Source organism: Streptomyces sp. NPDC031049 (assembly GCF_055571015.1).
In genome coordinates, this window is sequence record NZ_JBVIGC010000007.1 from 147,870 (window position 1) to 166,969 (window position 19,100).

At 74.1% G+C, this 19,100-nt stretch carries 14 protein-coding genes; 8 read left to right on the forward strand and 6 right to left on the reverse strand.

All coding sequences use genetic code 11. From position 1 onward, the window contains the following. The first annotated feature begins 61 nt into the window (after window positions 1-61). Window positions 62-3,085, forward strand: a complete 3,024-nt coding sequence (locus ACZ45Q_RS14315; protein WP_468259848.1) for an alpha-mannosidase — start codon at window positions 62-64, stop codon at window positions 3,083-3,085. A gap of 19 nt (window positions 3,086-3,104) precedes the next feature. Here ACZ45Q_RS14315 and ACZ45Q_RS14320 read toward each other — a convergent pair whose 3' ends face one another. Further along, window positions 3,105-4,526, reverse strand: coding sequence for a lipase maturation factor family protein (locus ACZ45Q_RS14320; RefSeq protein ID WP_468259851.1), 1,422 nt, complete (start codon window positions 4,524-4,526; stop codon window positions 3,105-3,107). 233 nt (window positions 4,527-4,759) lie between these two features. On the opposite strand from ACZ45Q_RS14320, the gene ACZ45Q_RS14325 reads away from it, so the two are divergent. From ACZ45Q_RS14325 to ACZ45Q_RS14340, 4 genes are all read left to right on the forward strand, one after another. Then, window positions 4,760-6,049 (forward strand): DUF6777 domain-containing protein, encoded by a 1,290-nt coding sequence (locus ACZ45Q_RS14325; protein WP_468259854.1) that lies wholly within the window; start codon window positions 4,760-4,762, stop codon window positions 6,047-6,049. Between the two features lie 170 nt (window positions 6,050-6,219). Continuing rightward, window positions 6,220-8,316: a SpoIIE family protein phosphatase gene (locus tag ACZ45Q_RS14330; protein ID WP_468259857.1), complete on the forward strand. Its 2,097-nt coding sequence runs from the start codon at window positions 6,220-6,222 to the stop codon at window positions 8,314-8,316. Between the two features lie 48 nt (window positions 8,317-8,364). Continuing rightward, on the forward strand, window positions 8,365-9,228 hold the full coding sequence (locus ACZ45Q_RS14335; RefSeq protein WP_468259860.1) for an Fpg/Nei family DNA glycosylase: 864 nt from the start codon (window positions 8,365-8,367) through the stop codon (window positions 9,226-9,228). A 109-nt stretch (window positions 9,229-9,337) separates the two neighbouring features. Next, window positions 9,338-10,174: a SigB/SigF/SigG family RNA polymerase sigma factor gene (locus ACZ45Q_RS14340; RefSeq protein WP_468259863.1), complete on the forward strand. Its 837-nt coding sequence runs from the start codon at window positions 9,338-9,340 to the stop codon at window positions 10,172-10,174. Here the strand turns inward: ACZ45Q_RS14340 and ACZ45Q_RS14345 are convergent. The 3 genes from ACZ45Q_RS14345 to ACZ45Q_RS14355 all read right to left on the reverse strand — a co-directional run bounded on the left by ACZ45Q_RS14345 (window position 10,152) and on the right by ACZ45Q_RS14355 (window position 12,269). Further along, the gene (locus ACZ45Q_RS14345) at window positions 10,152-10,814 is read right to left on the reverse strand and encodes a zf-HC2 domain-containing protein (protein ID WP_468259866.1); all 663 of its coding nucleotides are present in this window, start codon (window positions 10,812-10,814) and stop codon (window positions 10,152-10,154) included. The genes ACZ45Q_RS14340 and ACZ45Q_RS14345 overlap by 23 nt on opposite strands. Before the next feature lie 251 nt (window positions 10,815-11,065). Further along, window positions 11,066-11,572 (reverse strand): hypothetical protein, encoded by a 507-nt coding sequence (locus ACZ45Q_RS14350; protein ID WP_468259869.1) that lies wholly within the window; start codon window positions 11,570-11,572, stop codon window positions 11,066-11,068. A gap of 148 nt (window positions 11,573-11,720) precedes the next feature. Further along, complete coding sequence (locus ACZ45Q_RS14355) at window positions 11,721-12,269, reverse strand: sigma-70 family RNA polymerase sigma factor (protein WP_468259871.1); 549 nt, start codon at window positions 12,267-12,269, stop codon at window positions 11,721-11,723. Between the two features lie 231 nt (window positions 12,270-12,500). Here ACZ45Q_RS14355 and ACZ45Q_RS14360 point away from each other — a divergent pair, with 231 nt between their 5' ends. Continuing rightward, window positions 12,501-13,664: a CapA family protein gene (locus tag ACZ45Q_RS14360; RefSeq protein ID WP_468259874.1), complete on the forward strand. Its 1,164-nt coding sequence runs from the start codon at window positions 12,501-12,503 to the stop codon at window positions 13,662-13,664. Window positions 13,665-13,835: 171 nt separating this feature from the next. On the opposite strand, the gene ACZ45Q_RS14365 is transcribed toward ACZ45Q_RS14360, so the two are convergent. Further along, window positions 13,836-14,309, reverse strand: coding sequence for a MarR family winged helix-turn-helix transcriptional regulator (locus tag ACZ45Q_RS14365; RefSeq protein WP_468259877.1), 474 nt, complete (start codon window positions 14,307-14,309; stop codon window positions 13,836-13,838). Window positions 14,310-14,366: 57 nt separating this feature from the next. Between ACZ45Q_RS14365 and ACZ45Q_RS14370 the strand changes: the two genes are divergently transcribed. Next, window positions 14,367-15,182: an alpha/beta fold hydrolase gene (locus tag ACZ45Q_RS14370; protein WP_468259880.1), complete on the forward strand. Its 816-nt coding sequence runs from the start codon at window positions 14,367-14,369 to the stop codon at window positions 15,180-15,182. 39 nt (window positions 15,183-15,221) lie between these two features. Here the strand turns inward: ACZ45Q_RS14370 and ACZ45Q_RS14375 are convergent, their stop codons facing one another. Further along, a complete protein-coding gene (locus ACZ45Q_RS14375) occupies window positions 15,222-15,686 on the reverse strand; it encodes a universal stress protein (RefSeq protein WP_468259882.1) in 465 nt (154 codons plus the stop codon). An 88-nt stretch (window positions 15,687-15,774) separates the two neighbouring features. Here ACZ45Q_RS14375 and lysX point away from each other — a divergent pair, with 88 nt between their 5' ends. Beyond that, a complete protein-coding gene (gene lysX, locus ACZ45Q_RS14380; protein WP_468259885.1) occupies window positions 15,775-19,077 on the forward strand; it encodes a bifunctional lysylphosphatidylglycerol synthetase/lysine--tRNA ligase LysX in 3,303 nt (1,100 codons plus the stop codon). Window positions 19,078-19,100 lie beyond the last annotated feature (23 nt).

Below are 19,100 nucleotides of genomic sequence, written 5' to 3' on the forward strand. Positions count from 1 at the left end.
GAGCGCAGCCGTCCGGCGACCACCGCAGCACCCACCCGCACCCGACCACGGAGCAGCCCGCATGCATGACGACCGCAACCTGGTCGAAGCCCGTCTCAAGCGCGTCCTCGACGAACGCGTCCGCCCCGCGGTGTACCCCGAGTCCGTGCCGCTGGACGTCGCGGTCTGGCACGCGCCCGGCGAACCCGTGCCGGTCGCCGAGGGACTGTCGGCCGAACCCGAGCCCGTCGCGGTGGGCGCCCGCTGGGGCGCCCCGTGGGGGACCAGTTGGTTCCGCGTCACCGGCACCGTGCCGGAGGCGTGGGCGGGGAAGACCGTCGAGGCGGTCCTGGACCTCGGCTTCGACGAGAACATGCCCGGCTTCCAGTGCGAGGGCCTGGTCTACCGGCCCGACGGCACCCCGGTGAAGGGCCTCAACCCGCGCAACCAGTGGGTGCGGATCGGCGCCCCCGTCGAGGGCGGCGAGGAGGTCCGCCTGCACATCGAGGCCGCCTCCAACCCCGTCATCCTCGACTACCACCCCTTCGTGCCGACCCCGCTCGGCGACAAGGACACCGCGGGCAGCGAGCCGCAGTACACGCTCACCAGGATGGATCTCGCCGTCTTCGACGAGACCGTGTGGCAGCTGGTGATCGATCTGGAGGTGCTCGGTGAGCTGATGGCCGAGCTGCCGGCGGACGCGCCGCGCCGCTGGGAGATCCTGCGGGCCGTGGACCGGGCACTGGACGCCGTCGACCTCCAGGACGTCGGCGGCACCGCCGCCCGCGCCCGCGCGGAGCTGACCGGGGTGCTCTCCGCCCCCGCCGTCCCCTCCGCCCACCGGATCAGCGCCGTCGGCCACGCCCACATCGACTCGGCGTGGCTGTGGCCGCTGCGCGAGACCGTCCGCAAGGTGGCCCGCACCACCTCCAACATGACCGCGCTGCTGGAGGACGAGCCCGGCTTCGTCTTCGCCATGTCGCAGGCGCAGCAGTGGGCCTGGGTGCGCGACCACCGGCCCGAGGTGTGGGCGCGGGTGAAGAAGGCGGTCGCCGACGGGCGGTTCGTGCCGGCCGGCGGCATGTGGGTGGAGTCGGACACCAACATGCCGGGCTCGGAGGCGATGGCCCGGCAGTTCGTGCACGGCAAGCGGTTCTTCCTCGACGAGTTCGGCATCGAGAACGACGAGGCCTGGCTGCCCGACACCTTCGGGTTCGCCGCCGGCCTGCCGCAGATCATCAAGGCGGCCGGGGCCAAGTACCTGCTGACGCAGAAGATCTCCTGGTCGCAGACGAACACGTTCCCGCACCACACCTTCCGCTGGGAGGGCATCGACGGCACCCGGATCTTCACGCACTTCCCGCCCGTCGACACCTACAACTGCTCCATGAAGGGCAGCGAGATCGCCCACGCCGCCCGCAACTTCAAGGACAAGGGCGTCGCCCGGCACTCGCTCGCCCCGACCGGCTGGGGCGACGGGGGCGGCGGCACCACCCGCGAGATGATCGCCAAGGCCGCCCGGCTGCGCGACCTGGAGGGCTCGGCCACGGTCACCTGGGAGACCCCGCAGGCCTTCTTCGAGAAGGCGGAGGCGGAGAACCCCGAGCCGCCCGTCTGGGTCGGCGAGCTGTACCTCGAACTGCACCGCGCCACCCTCACCAGCCAGGCCAGGACGAAGCGGGGCAACCGGCGCAGCGAGCACCTGCTGCGCGAGGCCGAGCTGTGGGCCGCCACGGCCGCCGTACGCACCGGCTTCCGCTACCCGTACGAGGATCTGGACCGCATCTGGAAGACGGTGCTGCTGCACCAGTTCCACGACATCCTGCCCGGCTCCTCCATCGCCTGGGTGCACCGCGAGGCCCGCGCCACCTACGACAAGGTCGCCGCCGAACTGACCGCGATCGTCGAGGCCGCCCAGCGCGCCCTGGCCGGCGACGGCGACACCCCGCTCGTCTTCAACGCCGCCCCGCACACCCGCTCGGGGGTGCCGGCCGGCGGCGCGCGGACCGCGTCCACCGCCGGCCGGACGGAGCTGCGGGGGCGCCCCGACGGTGGTCACGTCCTCGACAACGGCCTGCTGCGGGTGGAGATCGACGAGCGCGGACTGGTCGTCTCCGCCTACGACCTCGGGGCCGAGCGGGAGACGATCGCCCCCGGCCGGGCCGCCAACCTCCTCCAGCTGCACCCGGACTTCCCGAACATGTGGGACGCCTGGGACGTCGACGCGTTCTACCGCAACACCGTCACCGACCTGACCGACGCCGAGTCGGTGACGGCCGGGCAGGACGGCACGTCGGTGCGGATCGTGCGGGCCTTCGGGTCCTCGCGGGTCACCCAGGTGCTGACGCTGCCGCCGGGGCAGCGGCGCCTGGAGGTGGACACCGAGGTCGACTGGCACGAGACGGAGAAGTTCCTCAAGCTCGCCTTCCCCCTCGACGTGCACGCCGAACGTTACGCCTCCGAGACGCAGTTCGGGCACTTCCACCGGCCCACCCACACCAACACCAGCTGGGAGGCGGCCAAGTTCGAGGCCTGCAACCACCGCTTCGTCCACCTGGAGGAGCCCGGCTGGGGCGTGGCCCTCGTCAACGACTCGACGTACGGCCACGACGTCACGCGCACCGTCCGCACCGACGGCGACGGCGGCACGACCACCACGGTGCGGGTGTCCCTGCTGCGTGCCCCGCGCTTCCCCGACCCGGAGACCGACCAGGGCGTGCACCGCTTCCGGCACGCGCTGGTGCCCGGGGCCGGGATCGGCGACGCGGTGCGCGAGGGCTGGCGGATCAACCAGCCCGAACGGCGTCTCACCGGCGCCGGGGAGGTCGCGCCGCTGGTGACGGTCGACCAGGACGCGGTGGTGGTCACCGCCGTGAAGCTCGCCGACGACGGCAGCGGCGACGTGGTGGTCCGCTTCCACGAGGCGCACGGCGGCCGGGCCCGGGCCACGCTCACGGCGTCCTTCCCGGTCGCGGAGGTGACGGCGACGGACCTGCTGGAGCGCCCGCTGCCCGCCGGTGACACGGCGCCGCAGGCCGACGGCGACCGGATCGCCGTACGGCTGCGGTCGTTCCAGCTGATGACGCTGCGGCTGAGGCGCGCCTAGCGGCGGCCGGGGGCCCGGTTCAGTCCTCGGACCGGGCCCCCGTCAGCCGGGTCGGCGGCAGGTACTCGCGTACGTACGTCCGCTGCCAGCAGGCGCCCGTCTCCCGCAGCTCGCGCCACGTGGTGTACCGGTAGCGGAACAGGCGGGCGCGGACGTATCGGGGCGGCGCGTCGGGCGGGAACGGGGAACGGCGCAGCAGTCTCAGCGTGGCCCGGTCGTTCTCCAGCAGCCGCTCCACCAGCGTCCCGAACCAGGACCCGGCGTAGGCGGGGGACAGCGCCGCGAACCACATCAGCCAGTCCAGCCGGAGGTGGTAGGGCGCGAACTGGCGCGGCCAGCGGCGCGGATCACCGGGCTTGCCCCGGAACTCGTACTCCCGCCAGTCGGAGTCCTCGCGCGGCACCTCGTCGGCGGTGCCCTCGATCACCACCTCGTGGCGCACCCGGCTCACGCTGCCGAACGCGCCGTAGGTGTTGACCAGGTGCAGCGGGTCGAAGGAGCGGTTCATCACCTGGCGGCGGGAGAGCATGTTGACGACCGGGCGGTAGCTGAGCGCCAGCAGCAGCGCGGCCACGGCGAGGACGACGATCTCGTACCACAGCGGCGCGGCCGGCACGGCGGGGGCGTCGGAGGGGAACTCGACCGCCGACAGGGCCAGCACGATGGTGATCCAGTTCAGCCAGGAGAAGTTCCCCGACAGCACCAGCCACAGCTGGGTGACGATCATCAGCGCGGCGGCGGCCGTGGCGATCGGCTGCGGAGTGAACAGCAGGAAGGGCACCACCAGCTGGGTGACGTGGTTCGCGGCCACCTCGACGCGGTGCAGCGGCCGGGGGAGATGGTGGAAGAACCAGCTCAGCGGGCCCGGCATCGGCTGGGTCTCGTGATGGTGGTCCAGGCAGGTGAGCTTGCGCCAGCACTCGTCGCCCCGCATCTTGATCAGCCCCGCCCCGAACTCGACGCGGAACAGCAGCCAGCGCAGCAGGAACAGCACGACGACCGGCGGGGCCACCTCGTCGTTGCCGAGCAGGACGGCCACGAACCCCGTCTCCAGCAGCAGCGACTCCCAGCCGAAGGAGTACCAGGTCTGGCCGACGTTCACGATCGACAGGTACAGGGCCCACGGCACCAGCCACAGCAGCATCGCGCCCCACAGCGGCAGCACCGAGTCCAGGCCCGCCAGCAGTGCGGCCGAGACCGCGCAGCCCGCCCAGGCGCAGCCGGCGAACAGACGGTCGGAGTAGCGCCAGTGGAACAGGCTCGGCGCCCGCTTGAACGGCACCCGCTCCAGGAAGCGCGGCACCGGAAGCAGCCCGCGTTCCCCGATCAGCGCGCGGAACTGGAGTGCCGCGGTGAGGAACGCGACGAGGTACACCGCCGCCAGGGCCTTCTGGAAGACCAGTCGGCTCAGCCAGTAGTCGGGCGCGGTGAACCACTCCACGGGCCGCCTCCTTCCGCTCGCGTCACTCCGCGTGCGCGACCGATGCACTTGCGTGATCCACGCGAGTGACGCAGACAATAGTGGCCGATTGTCCGGAATGTCGTGGCTGTGGTCACTGTCGTCGCGGTGGTCGCGGTGGTCGCGGTGGTCGCGGTGGTCGCGGTGGTGGCTGTGCTCTCTGCGATCGCTGCGACCATCGTGGCCGGAGTGCCGAGACGAGGTGGGAGAACGCCGTGCGCCACTCGACCGGACCCTTCCTCGCGACGTGTGCCACCGCCTGTGTGCTGTCGGTGGCCGTCCTCGCCACGGCCACCGGCTGCGACATGGCCGGTGACGGCGACGACACCGGGGCCGGGGCGAGCGGCTCCCTCCGGCTCCAGCCGGCCGGGGACCGCGGGCCGGACCCGTTCACGGATTCCACGGCTGCGACGGAGTCCAGGGCCGCCACGGACTCCACATCCACCACAGACTCCGTGGTCACCACGACGGCTACCCCCACGGCGGTCACCCGAACGCCGCAGCCGCCGCCCGGGGACGGCCGGCCCGGCGCCGTCCCGCTCGCACCGCGCTCCCTGTCCGGCGGCACGCCCGGCCTGTACGGCGGCACCGCCCGGCGCGCCGGCTGCGACGTCGCCCGGCAGATCCGCCGGCTGACCGCCCGTCCCGCCCAGGCCCGCGCCTTCGCCGAGGTCGCGCGGATCTCCCCGGCCGCGGTCCCCGGCCACCTGCGGCGGCTGACGCCGGTCCAGTTGCGCGCCGACACCAGGGTCACCGACCACGGCTTCCGGGACGGCCGGGCGAGGGGACGGCAGTCCGTCCTCCAGAAGGGCACCGCCGTTCTCGTCGACGACCGGGGTGTTCCGCGCGTGCGCTGTGCCTCCGGCAGTCCGCTGGCACCGCCGGCGCGGCTCCGGCCGGACGCCGCCGTCCACGGGCGGGCCTGGCCCGGGTACCGTCCGGCCGAGGTGATCGCGGTGACCCCGGCGCCCCGGGCGGTCGACGGGTTCACGATCGTGGACGTCGCCGACCGCACGTGGGTCGTGCGGCCGCTCGGCCCCGACGCCCGCCGCGACCGCGTCGTCCCGCCGCCCGAGTGGGCGACCGGTGCGCCGACCCCGGTCCCGGACGGCGCCCCGCGCGGTGACCCGCGTGACGAGGCGGGCGCGTACGCCGGTGCGGACGGTGTCGCCCCCGATGCGCCGCCGGCCCGGGAACCGGTGGCGGAGCCGGGCACGGCCGTACACCGCCCGGACGGCCGGGGTGCCGCCGCGTCTCCACCGGGAGAGCCGCCTGCGCCCACCGGGCCCGCCGCCCCCGTGGAGCCGGCCCCGCCGGCCGCACCGTGGGACGCCGCGTCGCCGCCGGCCGCCGAGGAGGCCGCTTCCGCACCCGCCGACGAGGCGGGGCCCGAGTCCGTGCCGGAGGTCCCCGACCCGCCCGACGGCGGCGGACTCGTCCCCGACGCCGACGATCCGGCGGCCGGCGGCGTCTTCGGCAGCCCCACGGACGTCTTCGCGGACTGACGGGACGCCGGGCGACGGGACGCCGGGCGACGGGACGCCGGGCGGCGGGGAGACCGGGCAGCGGGGACGCCGGGCGGCGCGGAGGCCGAGCGGCGCACAAGCCGGGCCGTGGAGCGGCCGACGACACCGAACAAGTCGAAGAACCGGACGAATCCTGGCAAGGTGGGCGCATGGCTGATCGGGGAGCGAGCGCCTCGTCACTCCCGGAGGACTGGCCCGCCCACCCGGACCCGATTCTGGCGCTCAACCGCATGGGCAGCTTCGACTGGGACCTGGACACGGGGCTGCTGCACATGGACGCCCAGGCCCAGGAGGTGTTCGACCTGCGTCCCGGCGAGTACGACGGGCGCCCCGAGTCCCTGGCGCCGCGGGTCCCCGCCGCCGAGGGCCGCCGCCTGGACGAGCTGGTCGCCCAGGCCATGAAGGACGGCAGCGAGAACTACGGCACCTACTTCCGGCTCCGCTGCCGCGACGGCACCCTGCGCTGGACCCACACCCAGGGCTACATCCGGCGCGACGAGACCGGCCGCCCCCGGCGGATCGTCGGCATCGTCCGCGACGCCACCGAGGAACTGGCCGAGACCGCGGCGCGCAGCGAACGGGCCGCCCTCGACCAGGCCCGCCGGCAGCACACCGGCGTCGTCCAGCTCACCACCGCCGCCCTCGCGCACGCCCGCACCGTGGACGACGTCGTGGACGTCCTCAGGGAGACCCGCGGGCTGAGCCATCTCGGCGTCGCCAGCCTCGTCCTGGGCCAGGTCGAGGGCGGCCGGATCCGGCTGCTCGCGGAGGGACCCGCGGGCGGCTTCGTACCCGGCACCGAACTGACCGGCATCGACGAGGCCTACCCGATGAGCGAGGCGGTGCGGACCCTGAGCCCGCAGTTCATCGAGTCCCCGGAGGAGTTCGCCGAGCGCTACCCGATCCTCTGGCCGCACCTCACCGGCCTGCACATCACCTCCGCCGCCTATCTGCCGCTGATCGCCCAGGCCCGCCCGATCGGCGCGGTCGGCCTGCTCTACGACGACCGGCGCGGTTTCTCGCCCGAGGACCGCAACGTCCTGATCGCGCTCGGCAGCAGCATCGCGCAGAGCCTCCAGCGCGCCATGCTCTACGAGCAGGAGATGGACCTCGCCGCCGGACTCCAGCAGGCCATGCTGCCGCGCACCATCCCCAGCGTCCCCGGCTGCGACATCGCCGTCCGCTACCGCGCCGCCACCGTCGGCGGCACCCTCGGCCGGGACATCGGCGGCGACTGGTACGACCTGATCCCGCTGCCCGGCGGCCGGGTCGGCGCCGTCATCGGCGACGTCCAGGGGCATGACACGCACGCCGCCGCGGTCATGGGCCAGCTGCGCATCGTGCTGCGCGCCTACGCCGCCGAGGGCCACACCCCGGCCACCGTGATGGCGCGGGCGTCGGTCTTCCTCCACGAACTCGACACCGACCGGTTCGCCACCTGCCTGTACGCCGAGACCGACCTCGCCACCGGAGTCGTCCAGGTGGTCCGCGCCGGGCACATCGACCCCCTGGTGCGCGGCACCGACGGCATCTGCCGCCGGGCCCCCGTCGAGGGCGGGCTGCCGCTCGGGCTGTCCGCCGAGTTCCAGAGCCTGGACTACCCGGTCGCCACCCTGGAACTGGACCCCGGCTGCACGCTCGTGCTGTGCACCGACGGACTGGTCGAGCAGCCGGGCGCCGACCTGGACGACGGCCTGCGGGCGCTCACGGACCTCGTCGCCGTCGGCCCCGAGGACGTCCGGGAACTCGCCGACCTGCTGATCGAGGACGCGGTCCAGCGCGGCGGCGGCGACGACGTGGCGCTGCTCCTGCTGCGGCGGCGGGAACCGGAGGCCCCGCGGACCGCCGGCCGGCTCCAGCAGCACGTCGCCCCGGGCGACCCGGAGGCGCTCACCGAGGCCCGCCACATGGTCCGCGCCGCCGCCCGCGCCTGGGGCGCCGAGGACCGGTCCGACGCCGTGGAACTGGTCGCCGACGAGCTGATCACGAACGCCCTGATGCACACCGAGGGCTCCGCGATCGTCACGCTCAGGGCGTTCGGGGGCACCGGCCGGCGGCTGCGGGTCGAGGTCGAGGACTCCTCCAGCGCCCTGCCGCGCCGCCGTGAGGCGGGGGAGTCGGGGGTCTCCGGCCGGGGCCTGATGCTGGTCGAGATGCTCGCCGACGTGTGGGGGGTGGAGGCGCGCGGCGGGGGCAAGTGCGTCTGGGCGGAGTTCGTCGAGCCCGAGCCCGGGGACGGGCCCTGATCCCGCCACCCGGCTGGCGCCGCGGGCGCCGGGTGGCACTCTGGACGTATGCCCGAACTGCCCGAGGTGGAGGCGCTGCGGGAGTTCCTCACCGAGCACCTCGCCGGCCGTGAGATCGCCCGGGTGCTGCCCGTGGCGATCAGCGTCCTGAAGACCTACGACCCTCCGGTCGCGGAGCTGGAGGGCCGGCCGGTCGCCGCCGTGCACCGGCACGGCAAGTTCCTGGACGTCGAGACCGCCGGCGGCCCGCGTCTGGTGACCCATCTGGCCCGTGCGGGCTGGCTCCAGTGGAAGGACCGCCTCCCCGACGGGGTCCCGCGGCCGGGCAAGGGGCCGCTCGCCCTGCGCGTCGCCCTGGCGGACGGCGCCGGCTTCGACCTGACGGAGGCGGGCACGCAGAAGCGGCTCGCGGTGTACGTGGTGCGGGACCCCGGGGAGGTGCCGGGGGTGGCCCGGCTCGGCCCGGACCCGCTCGCCGACGACTTCGACGAGGCCCGTTTCGCCGCGCTCCTGGAGGGCGAACGGCGGCAGCTCAAGGGCGCCCTGCGCGACCAGGGCCTGATCGCCGGCGTGGGCAACGCCTACAGCGACGAGATCCTGCACGCGGCCAGGATGTCGCCGTTCAAGCTCGCCTCGTCCCTCACCCCGGAGGAGACCGCCCATCTGTACGCCGCCCTGCGCGACACGCTCGCCGGGGCGGTCGAGCGCTCGCGCGGGCTGGCCGCCGGCCGTCTCAAGGCGGAGAAGAAGAGCGGTCTGCGCGTCCACGGCCGTACCGGCGAGGCCTGCCCCGTCTGCGGCGACACCATCCGCGAGGTCTCCTTCAGCGACTCCTCGCTCCAGTACTGCCCGACCTGCCAGACGGGGGGCAAGCCGCTGGCCGACCGGAGACTGTCACGCCTGTTGAAGTAGTCGGAGCATCCGAATAAGGGACGAAAGTCCCGAATGGGCGCAAGAAGGGCATGGGCATAGAAGGTCGGAGAAAGCACGTGACCGAGCCCACAGCGAGGAACCCAGCAGTATGCCGACCGACGTCGCAGCCCGTCCGCACCCGACCGCCGTCACGGACCCCGTTGCCGCCTTCCGCCGCTATGCCGCCCTGGCCGAGGGGCCGGCGAAGGAACGGCAGCAGGAGGAGCTGTTGCGGACGTGGCTGCCGATGGCCCACCGTCTCGCCGCCCGCTTCCGCGACCGCGGCGAGTCCGTCGAGGACCTGCGGCAGATCGCCGCCCTGGGGCTGCTCAAGGCCATCCGCCGGTTCGACCCCGGCCGGGGCCCGTTCGAGCCGTTCGCGATACCCACGATCCGCGGCGAGCTGCGGCGCCACTTCCGGGACCGCACCTGGGACGTGCGGGTGCCGCGCCGGGTCCAGGAACTGCGCAACGCGGTGCGCGCCGCCTACGTCGAACTCGCCCTGACGCCCGGCAGTCCCCGCCCGACGGTCGCCGATCTCGCCCGGCACACCCGGCTCTCCGAGGAGGAGGTGTCCCGGGGCATGGAGGCCCTGGAGAGCTACCGGGCGCTGTCCCTGGACGCGCCGGGCGGTGACGCGGGCGCGGACCCCGACGGTGCCGCCCTGATGGACGTCCTCGGCGAGCCCGACCCCGCCTTCCAGCTCGTGGTCGACCGCGAGAGCGTCAAGGAGGCGGTGCGGCGGCTGCCCTCCCGTGAGCGCGCCATCCTCTACCTGCGCTTCTTCGAGGACTGGTCGCAGAGCCGGATCGCCGAGCGGCTGGGCATCTCCCAGATGCACGTCTCCCGCCTGCTCGGCCAGACCTGCGCCCGCATCCGGGCGGAGACGCTGGACGCGGCGGCGGAGGCCGGCACCGGCCGCGCTACCGCGGCGGTTCCAGCGTGATCAGGCGCTCCCCGTCCGTCGTGCGCACCTCGTAGCGGGCGATCTGGTCCGGGTGCAGGGCGGCGCCCCCGCGCATGGTGCTCGGCGCGGCGTCGCCCTCCGGGGCGGTCCAGCTGGTCACGGTCTGCTCGGAGCCGTCGCGGCCGACGGCGACGAGCCGGCAGGGGCGCGGCCCCGCCGCGTCCTTCACCTCCAGGCGCACATCGCTGCCCCAGGCCTGGTCCTCGGTCGTGAGCTGGGCCCACACCCCGGACCGCTCGTCGGTGGCGCTGACGCTCACCGTCCGGGCCTCCCTGCCGGGCTGCTCCGCGAGCACCACGAAGCCGGGTCCGCCGGCCGCGAGGACGACCGCGGCGGCCACGGCGCACCACATCCGCAGGCGCCCGGCCCGGTGCCGGGCCGCCACCTGGGTGACCAGCCGGTCCAGCAGTGCCGGGCCGGGCCGGGTCATGGGGTGCACGAAACGGGGCGTGGCACGACGGTAGAGCAGCATCTGCCGTGTGGTGGGGCCGAATTCGGTCACCGCCGCGGCGCAGCGGGGGCACTCCATGAGGTGGTCCTCGAAGCGGAAGGCGTCCGCCTCGTCCAGCACGCCGAGCGCGTAGGCGCCGACGTCGCGATGCCTCTCCAGGGACCTCATGCCGAATCCTCGTGCCGTCGGGTGCGGGTGGGGTTACTCCTTGCTCCCATCCGTACGCAGAGGACCGCCGAATCACTCAAGCCACGCGGAGAATCGCAACCAAGGAGTTCGGAGCGGTGCGGCGGGCGGATTGGTCCGCCCGCCGAGATTTTTTCCGCAGGGTGTCCTCGGGCGCCGGAGGGTGTGAGCGGTGGTGTGTGGTTGCTCGCGCGGTTCCCCGCGCCCCTTGGCGGCGCGCCGCGCCGGAGGCCCTAGAACAGGTGGATCGCCAGGTGCCCCAGCGGCAGGCCCAGTTGCCATGCCGGTGTCCACACCTTCGGGCCCTCGTCCTCGCCGGCCCCCGCGCCGCCGGGCACGGCGTTGAGGTCCGGGGCGAGCAGCTCGGTCTCCTGGAGCCAGCGCCACGCCGCGCGGGCCAGCTCCAGGTCCGGCGCGCCGCGCCCCGAGGCGGCGGTCTCGGCCGCGACCTCGGCGAGCCGCTCGCGCACCCACTCGTGCCACGGCTGGTCGTAGGCGGTGAGCGACAGCCACGTCTCCAGCTGGGAGACGACCCGGACGCCGCCGAGTTCGCCCTCGGTGTCGGAGAGGAAGACGGTCAGTGCCAGGGCGTCGCGCCCGGCGCGGAACTCGAAGGACGTCGGCGGCATGAGGTCGCCGGTCCGCAGGAGTTCGTCGGCGATGTACTCGGCGTACAACCACGCCATGGGGACGGCCAGTTCGTCGCCGCCGTCCGTGCTCTCCTGACCTCTGTGCAGCATCCCTTCCTGCCTTCCTCCGGTGCGTGCGCGGCGCCCATCCACGGGCCCCTGCGACAGGGCCCCGTCCGGAACACGGATGAGGACAGCCGATTACTCAACCGGGGTCCTCGGCAAGGCGCTTTACGGAGGTTTGACTCAGCAGTCGGTTTCACCGCAGTTCGGGGGCGTATCCCGGCAGGACCCTGCGCAGGGCGCGCAGCGCGTAGTACGCGCGGGACTTCACGGTACCGGGCGGAATGCCGAGGGCTGACGCAGCTTCCGCCACACTCGCCCCCTGGAAGTACACCAGCACCAGTACTTCACGGTGCTCCGGCGTGAGTGTCTTCACAGCCTCGCGGACGTCGACCGCGGCGGCCGACCGCTCGGCGTGATCGGCGCACACGCGCGCGTTCTCCAGCACGGCGTCGCCGACCTCCGGCGGCCGGGCCTGCCGGGCCCGCCGCGCGTCGATGGCGAGCCGCCGGCCGACGGTGAGCAGCCAGGGCCGTACGGAGTCGAAGTCGTCGGCGCGCAGGGCCTCGGGATGCTGCCAGGCCCGGACGAGGGTCTCCTGCACGAGGTCCTCGGCGCGCTGCCGGTCGCCGTCGCACAGCCGCAGCAGCAGGGCGAACAGCGTCCGGCCGTGCTCCCGCTGCAGCGCGGCGAGCTCGTGCTCGGCGGTCGTCTGGTGGGCGAGGGTGGTGGTTCCGGCCGTCATGGCCGTATGGCATCGCAGGGGGCCGTCGGGGGACAGGGTGCGCGCACGGATGTGCGACGGGCGGTCGATCGCGTCGATGAACGGTTCGATGAACGGTCGGCGGACCCAGTTCGCGACCACCGGACGGGCTAAAGGGCGTGTCGGAGCCGTGTGTGACGGTCCATGCCTTCTTTCCTGATTATGCGTAAATACGACTTTTCTGTCGGTGGATGACCACAGCGGGGTGAACGCATGATCACACGCAGTCGCCAGGTGGCCCTGGCGCTGACGGCCGTCCTCGCCGCGGGCGCGGCCTGTCAGGCGGGCGGCGAGCGGGAGTCGCCACCCGCCCGCCCGGCTCCCGAGGCCCCGAAGGCGCCCGACAGCGGCTCCTTCACGCTCGTCGCCTCCGGTGACGTCCTGCCGCACCAGTCGATCATCGACCGGGCGCGCTTCGACGCCGGCGGCACCGGCTACGACTTCCGTCCCATGCTGGCCGGTGTCGAGCCGGTCGTCTCGGGCGCCGACCTGGCGCTGTGTCACATGGAGACCGTCTACGGCGCCGACGGCGACTACTCCGGCTACCCCACCTTCAAGTCCCCGCCCGAGGTCGCCGCCGCCCTCGCCGCCACCGGGTACGACGGCTGTTCCACCGCCTCCAACCACACCCTGGACGACGGCGCCGCGGGCATCCGCCGCACCCTGGACGCCCTGGACCGGGCCGGGGTCCGGCACGCCGGCTCGGCGCGGACGCGGCAGGAGGCCGACACCGTCACCCTGCTGCGCGCGGGGCGCGCCCAGGTCGCCCACCTCGCCTACACCTACGGCACCAACGGCCGCCCGCTGCCCGCGGACCGGCCCTGGGCGGTGAATCTCATCGACGAGGACAAGATCCTCGCGGACGCGGCGGCCGCCAGGAAGGCGGGGGCCGATGTGGTCGCCGTGTCCCTGCACTGGGGCACCGAGTGGCAGGACGAGCCGGACGAGCAGCAACTGACCCTGGCCCGGCGGCTGACCGCCGCCCGCACGGACGGCCGCCCCGACATCGACGTGATCCTCGGCACCCACGCCCATGTGCCGCAGGCGTACGAGAAGGTCAACGGCACCTGGGTGGTGTACGGGATGGGCGACCAGATCGCCGGCGACATGATCAACCACGAGGGTGCCCGGGACCCGCGCGGCAACCAGTCGTCGATCGCCCGCTTCACCTTCGCCCCGCCCGCCCGGCCCGGTGGGCGCTGGGAGGTGACCAAGGCCGAGTTCGTCCCGCAGTGGTTCGACTTCGACGCCGGCCGGGTGGTCGACCTCAACCGCGCGCTCGCCCAGGGCGCCGAGGTCACCGCCGTGCGCGACCGCATCCGCGAGGTGGTCCTCAGCCGCGGCGCGGCCGAGGACGGGCTGGTGATGGGGAAGTAGGGCCCGGCGGGCGGTGCAACGCCCCGGGGCGGGAGAACCCCGGCGGCGAGCCCCGCGGCAACGGCGCGGCTCCCGCGTGGCCCGGCCGCGGGCTCCCGCACGGCTCAGGTGCCGGCTCCCGCGCCTCAGGTGTCGCCTCCCGGGCGGCTCAGGTGTCGCCTCCCGCGTGGCTCAGTCGTCGGTCACGTGGTCGAGGCTCGTCAGCATGGAGCCGAGCACCCGCAGGCACGCCGTCACCTCGGCGTCCGTGAGGTCGCCGCCGACCCGGCGCAGCAGCAGGTGCTCGCGCTCCAGGACGGCGGCGATCGTCGCCCGGCCCTCCTCGGTGAGCCGGATCAGCGAGGAGCGCCGGTGCGCGGGGTTGGGGACGGCCTCGACCAGTCCGCCGGCCGCGGCCTCGTTGACCATGCGCTGCACGAACTGACGGCTGATCGCCTGTGCGCGGCCCATCTGCGGCACGGTCATCGGCCCGTTGCGGTGCAGCAGCGCGAGCACGGCGCGGACGCCGACGGACAGTCCGGCGTCGGTCAGGCCCTGCTCCACGCTGCGCTGGGCGCGCCGGTAGAGCGGGCCGACCAGGTCGTACACCTCGGTGAGGCGCCGGCCCAGCTCGTCGGGGGGAAGGGGGGCGTCGGTATCGGTCACTCCTTCATCATGACACCTGGGTTGCCAAACGCGACCGTAGATGACACCTTGGTTGTCATGACTGCTCCTGTGGATCTGCGTTGCTTCCCCTCCTCCGACGGTGACCTCGCCTACCGGGACACCGGTGCCGGCGACCTGGTCGTGCTGCTCCACTCCGGATTCGTCGACCACCGGCTCTTCGACGCCCAGATACCGGTCCTGGCCGAGCGGTACCGCGTCGTCGCCCCCGACGTGCGCGGCCACGGCCTGTCGGCCAACGCCACCCGGCCCTTCCGCTGGGCGGACGACCTCGCCGGGCTGCTGCGTCACCTGGACGCCGGACCCGCCGTGCTCGTCGGTGTCTCGATGGGCGGCGCGATCGCCACCGACACCGTCCTGGAGTACCCGGACCTGGTCCGCGCGGTGGTCGCCTGCGGCGCCGCGACCAGCGACTTCCAGTACACCGACCCCTGGTACCAGGAGATCCTGGCCGATTACGCGCGCACCCTGGCGGCCGGCGACCTCGACGGCTGGGTCGCCGCGTTCCTGCGCGTGGTCCCCGGCCCGCACCGCACCGCGGACGACATCGACCCGGCCGTCCTGCGCCACCTGCGCGAGATGGCCCTGCACACCCTGTCCAAGCACAGCCCCGGCGAGCCCGACCACCACGTGCCCATGACCGGCACCTGGTCCCGCGTCCCGAAGATCGACGTACCGGTGCTCGCCGTCAACGGCTCCCTCGAACCGGACGACCTCAGGGGCGCCGCCGAACGCCTGGTGCGCACCGTCCGCGACGGACGCTCGGCGACGATCGACGGCGCCGGCCACTACACCAACCTGGAAAAGCCCGAGGAGTTCACCAGGACCCTGCTGGACTTCCTCCGCACCCTGTGACGCCCGCCGTCGCCGGCGCACACGCGGCACCCGCCGTTGCTACGGCACCACCGTCACCGGCCAGCGCCCCGCCTTCACCAGCCGCACCGCGACGGACCCCACGATCCGGTGGCCCGCCTGCTCGGAGGCGCCCACCACCACGGCGTCCGCCGTCAGTTCGTCGGCCGCCTTCACCAGCCCGTTGTACGGATCGCCGCGGAAGGTGTGGAACTCCCAGCGGACCTCGAACATCCCCCGCACCCGCTCGGCCGCCTCCCGGATCTGCGCCACCAGGTCCTCGGCGATCTCGTCGGTGGTGTCCGCCACCGGAGCGCCGAGCACCGCGCCCGCCGCCAGTACCGGCTGCACGTACACGACGGCCAGCAGGGCCCGCTGCCGGCGGGCGAGACCGCTCGCGTAGGCCGCCGCCCGCAGCGAGGAGTCCGACCCGTCCACGCCGACCACGATGACCTTCGGCCCGTCCGTACCCCGTTCGAACTGATGCGAGTGCCGCTGTTCCGTCACCCCTCGAGGCTATCGGAGCCCGCGGAACGCCCCCACCGCCGAACCGCTCGACGGGCGCGGCGGGCCCGGCCTTCCTACAGTCACCACCATGACCGCCACCGCACGGGGTGAGACCCCCGAGGACACCGCCGGAGGCCGCATACGCCCGCCCGGGCCCGGCCGGCTCGCCCGGGTGCCGGACGTCCTCGCGGGCTCCTTCGGCGCCCTCGGTGCCCTCTGCGTCCTGCTCGCCCTGATCCCGCCGCTGCGGCGGCTGCTCCGGCCGGTGACCGACTTCGTCGGCACCCTGCTCGTGCCGATCTCCCCGAACCTGGCCTACGCGGTCTTCCTCTTCCTGCTCGCCGCCGCGACCGCCGCCCGCAAGAAGATCGCCTGGTGGCTGGTGGTCGTCTACCTCGCCCTGCTGGTCCTGGCCGACGCCGTGGGCACGGCCGTGGGGGAGTACGCCGGCTCCGTCCCCTCCCTCGCCGTGTGCGCCGTGCTGCTGGCACTGCTGATCGCCGCCCGCGCCGAGTTCTACGCCGTCTCCCGCCGCGGCGCCGTACGCCGGGCGCTCGCCGTGCTGCTGGCCGGCCTCGCGGTGGCGATCCTCGCCGGCTGGGGCCTGGTGGAATTCTTCCCCGGCACGCTCCCCGGCGGTCAGCGGCTGCTGTGGACCGCCGACCGGGTCTGCGGCGGCCTGGTCTCCACCGCCCGCTACGACGGACGCCCGCCGCGCGCCGTCACCTTCCTGCTCGGCCTGTTCGGCGCCCTCGCCCTGCTGAGCGCCGCCGCCACCCTGTTCCGCTCCCAGCGCCTCGAAGCGGCCCTGCACGGCGACGAGGAGCAGCGCATCCGCGCCCTGCTGAAGACCTACGGCGCCCAGGACTCCCTCGGCTACTTCGCCACCCGCCGCGACCGGGCCGCCGTCTTCTCGCCCAGCGGCAAGGCCGCCGTCACCTACCGCGTCGAGGCCGGTGTCTGCCTGGCCGGCGGCGACCCGGTCGGCGACCGGGAGGCATGGCCCCGCGCCATCGCCGCCTGGCGGGACGTGGCCCGGCGGCACGCCTGGACGCCCGCCGTGATGGGAGCCTCGGAGGACGGCGCCCGCGCCTATGCGCAAGCCGGGCTCGGCGCGCTCCAGCTCGGCGACGAGGCGGTCCTGCACGTGCCCGGCTTCGACCTCGGCGGACGCGACATGCGGGTCACCCGCCAGGCCGTGCACCGGGTCCGCCGCACCGGAGCCACCTGCCGGATCCGCCGCCACGCCGACCTCACCGACGAGGAGACGGAGGAGGTCGTCGCCCGGGCCGACGCCTGGCGGGACACCGAGACCGAGCGGGGCTTCTCCATGGCCCTGGACCGGCTCGGCGACCCCGCCGACGGCGACTGCCTCCTCGTCGAGGCCCTCGGCGCCGACGGCCGGCTGCTCGCCCTGCTCTCCTTCGTGCCCTGGGGCCGCGACGGCCTCTCCCTGGACCTGATGCGCCGGGACCGCGGCGCGCCCAACGGCGTCACGGAGTTCATGGTCGCCGAGCTGTGCGCCGCCGCCCCGAGACTCGGCGTGCGCAGGATCTCCCTCAACTTCGCGGTGTTCCGCTCGGTGTTCGAGGAGGGCGCCCGCATCGGCGCCGGCCCCGTGCTGCGGCTGTGGCGGCGCCTGCTGCTGTTCCTCTCCCGGTGGTGGCAGCTGGAGGCCCTGTACCGCTCCAACGCCAAGTACCGCCCCGAGTGGTGCCCGCGCTTCCTCTGCTACGGCGACGCCGCCTCCCTGGCCCGCATCGGCCTGGCCTCCGGCATCGCCGAGGGCTTCGTCTCCGTACCCTCGCTGCGCAAGCTCTGGGCCAAGGGGCACCCGCACGGCACCGGCCGGGCGCCCACGGCCGCCGTGGGCACGGCACCGGCCGCGCCGTCCGGCCCGCCCGGGCCCGACGGCGCGGCCGGCGCAGACGAGACCGGGCCCCCCGACCCGCACGCCGGCCTGCCCGACCAGGTCCGCGTCCGGCACGCCCGGCTCGACCGGCTGCGCGCCGCCGGCACCGACCCCTACCCGGTGGGCGTGGCGGCCCCCAGCCACGCCCTCGCCGAGGTCCGCGCCGGGCAACAGGTGACCGTCGCCGGACGGATCATGCTGGTCCGCGACTTCGGCGGCATCGTCTTCGCCGTTCTGCGCGACTGGTCCGGCGACCACCAGATCGCCCTCACCCGCGACCGCTCCGGCCCGGCCCCGGACCGCTTCACCGCCGACACCGACATCGGCGACCACGTCACCGTCACCGGGCGGGCGGGACTGAGCGACAAGGGCGAACCCACCGTCTTCGTCACCTCCTGGCTGCTGACCGGCAAGTGCCTGCGTCCCCTGCCCGACAAGCGGCGCGGCCTGACCGACCCCGAGGCCAGGGTCCGCCGCCGCTACCTCGACCTGGTGACCAGCCCCGCCGCCCGCGACGTGGTCCGCGCCCGCTCCACCGCGGTCCAGGCACTGCGCCAGGGCCTGCTGGACCGCGGCTACCTGGAGGTCGAGACACCGATGCTCCAGCAGATCCACGGCGGCGCCAACGCCCGCCCGTTCACCACCCACATCAACGCCTACGACCTCGACCTGTACCTGCGCATCGCCCCCGAGCTGTACCTGAAACGGCTGTGCGTCGGCGGCCTGGAGAAGGTCTTCGAACTGGGCCGCACCTTCCGCAACGAGGGCGTCTCCTACAAGCACAACCCCGAGTTCACCATGCTGGAGGCCTACCAGGCCCACGCCGACTACACGGTGATGCTCGACCTCGTCCGCGAGCTGATCCAGGGCGCGGCCACCGCCGCCTTCGGCAGCCCCGTCGCCCGCAAGGACGGCACCGAGTACGACATCTCCGGGCCCTGGCCCGTCAAGACGGTCCACGGCGCCCTCTCCGAGGCGCTGGGCGAGGAGATCGGCCCCGGCACGGAACCGGCGGCACTGCACCGGCTCTGCGACCGGGCGGGCGTGCCCTACACCCCGGACGACGGGCCCGGTGACGTCGTCCTGGAGATGTACGAGCGGCTGGTGGAGGAACGCACCCTGCTGCCCACGTTCTACAAGGACTTCCCGACCGACGTCTCCCCGCTCACCCGGCAGCACCGCACCGATCCGCGGCTCGCCGAACGCTGGGACCTGGTCGCCTTCGGCACCGAACTCGGCACCGCCTACTCCGAGCTGACCGACCCGGTGGAACAGCGGCGCCGGCTCACCGCCCAGTCCCTGCTCGCCGCCGGAGGCGACCCCGAGGCGATGGAGCTGGACGAGGACTTCCTCGACGCCCTCGAGTACGCCATGCCGCCCACCGGAGGCCTCGGCATCGGCGTCGACCGCCTCGTGATGTTCCTCACCGGACTCACCATCCGCGAGACCCTGCCCTTCCCCCTGGTGCGCCGCCACTGAGAGCCGGCACTGCGCCGGGCGGG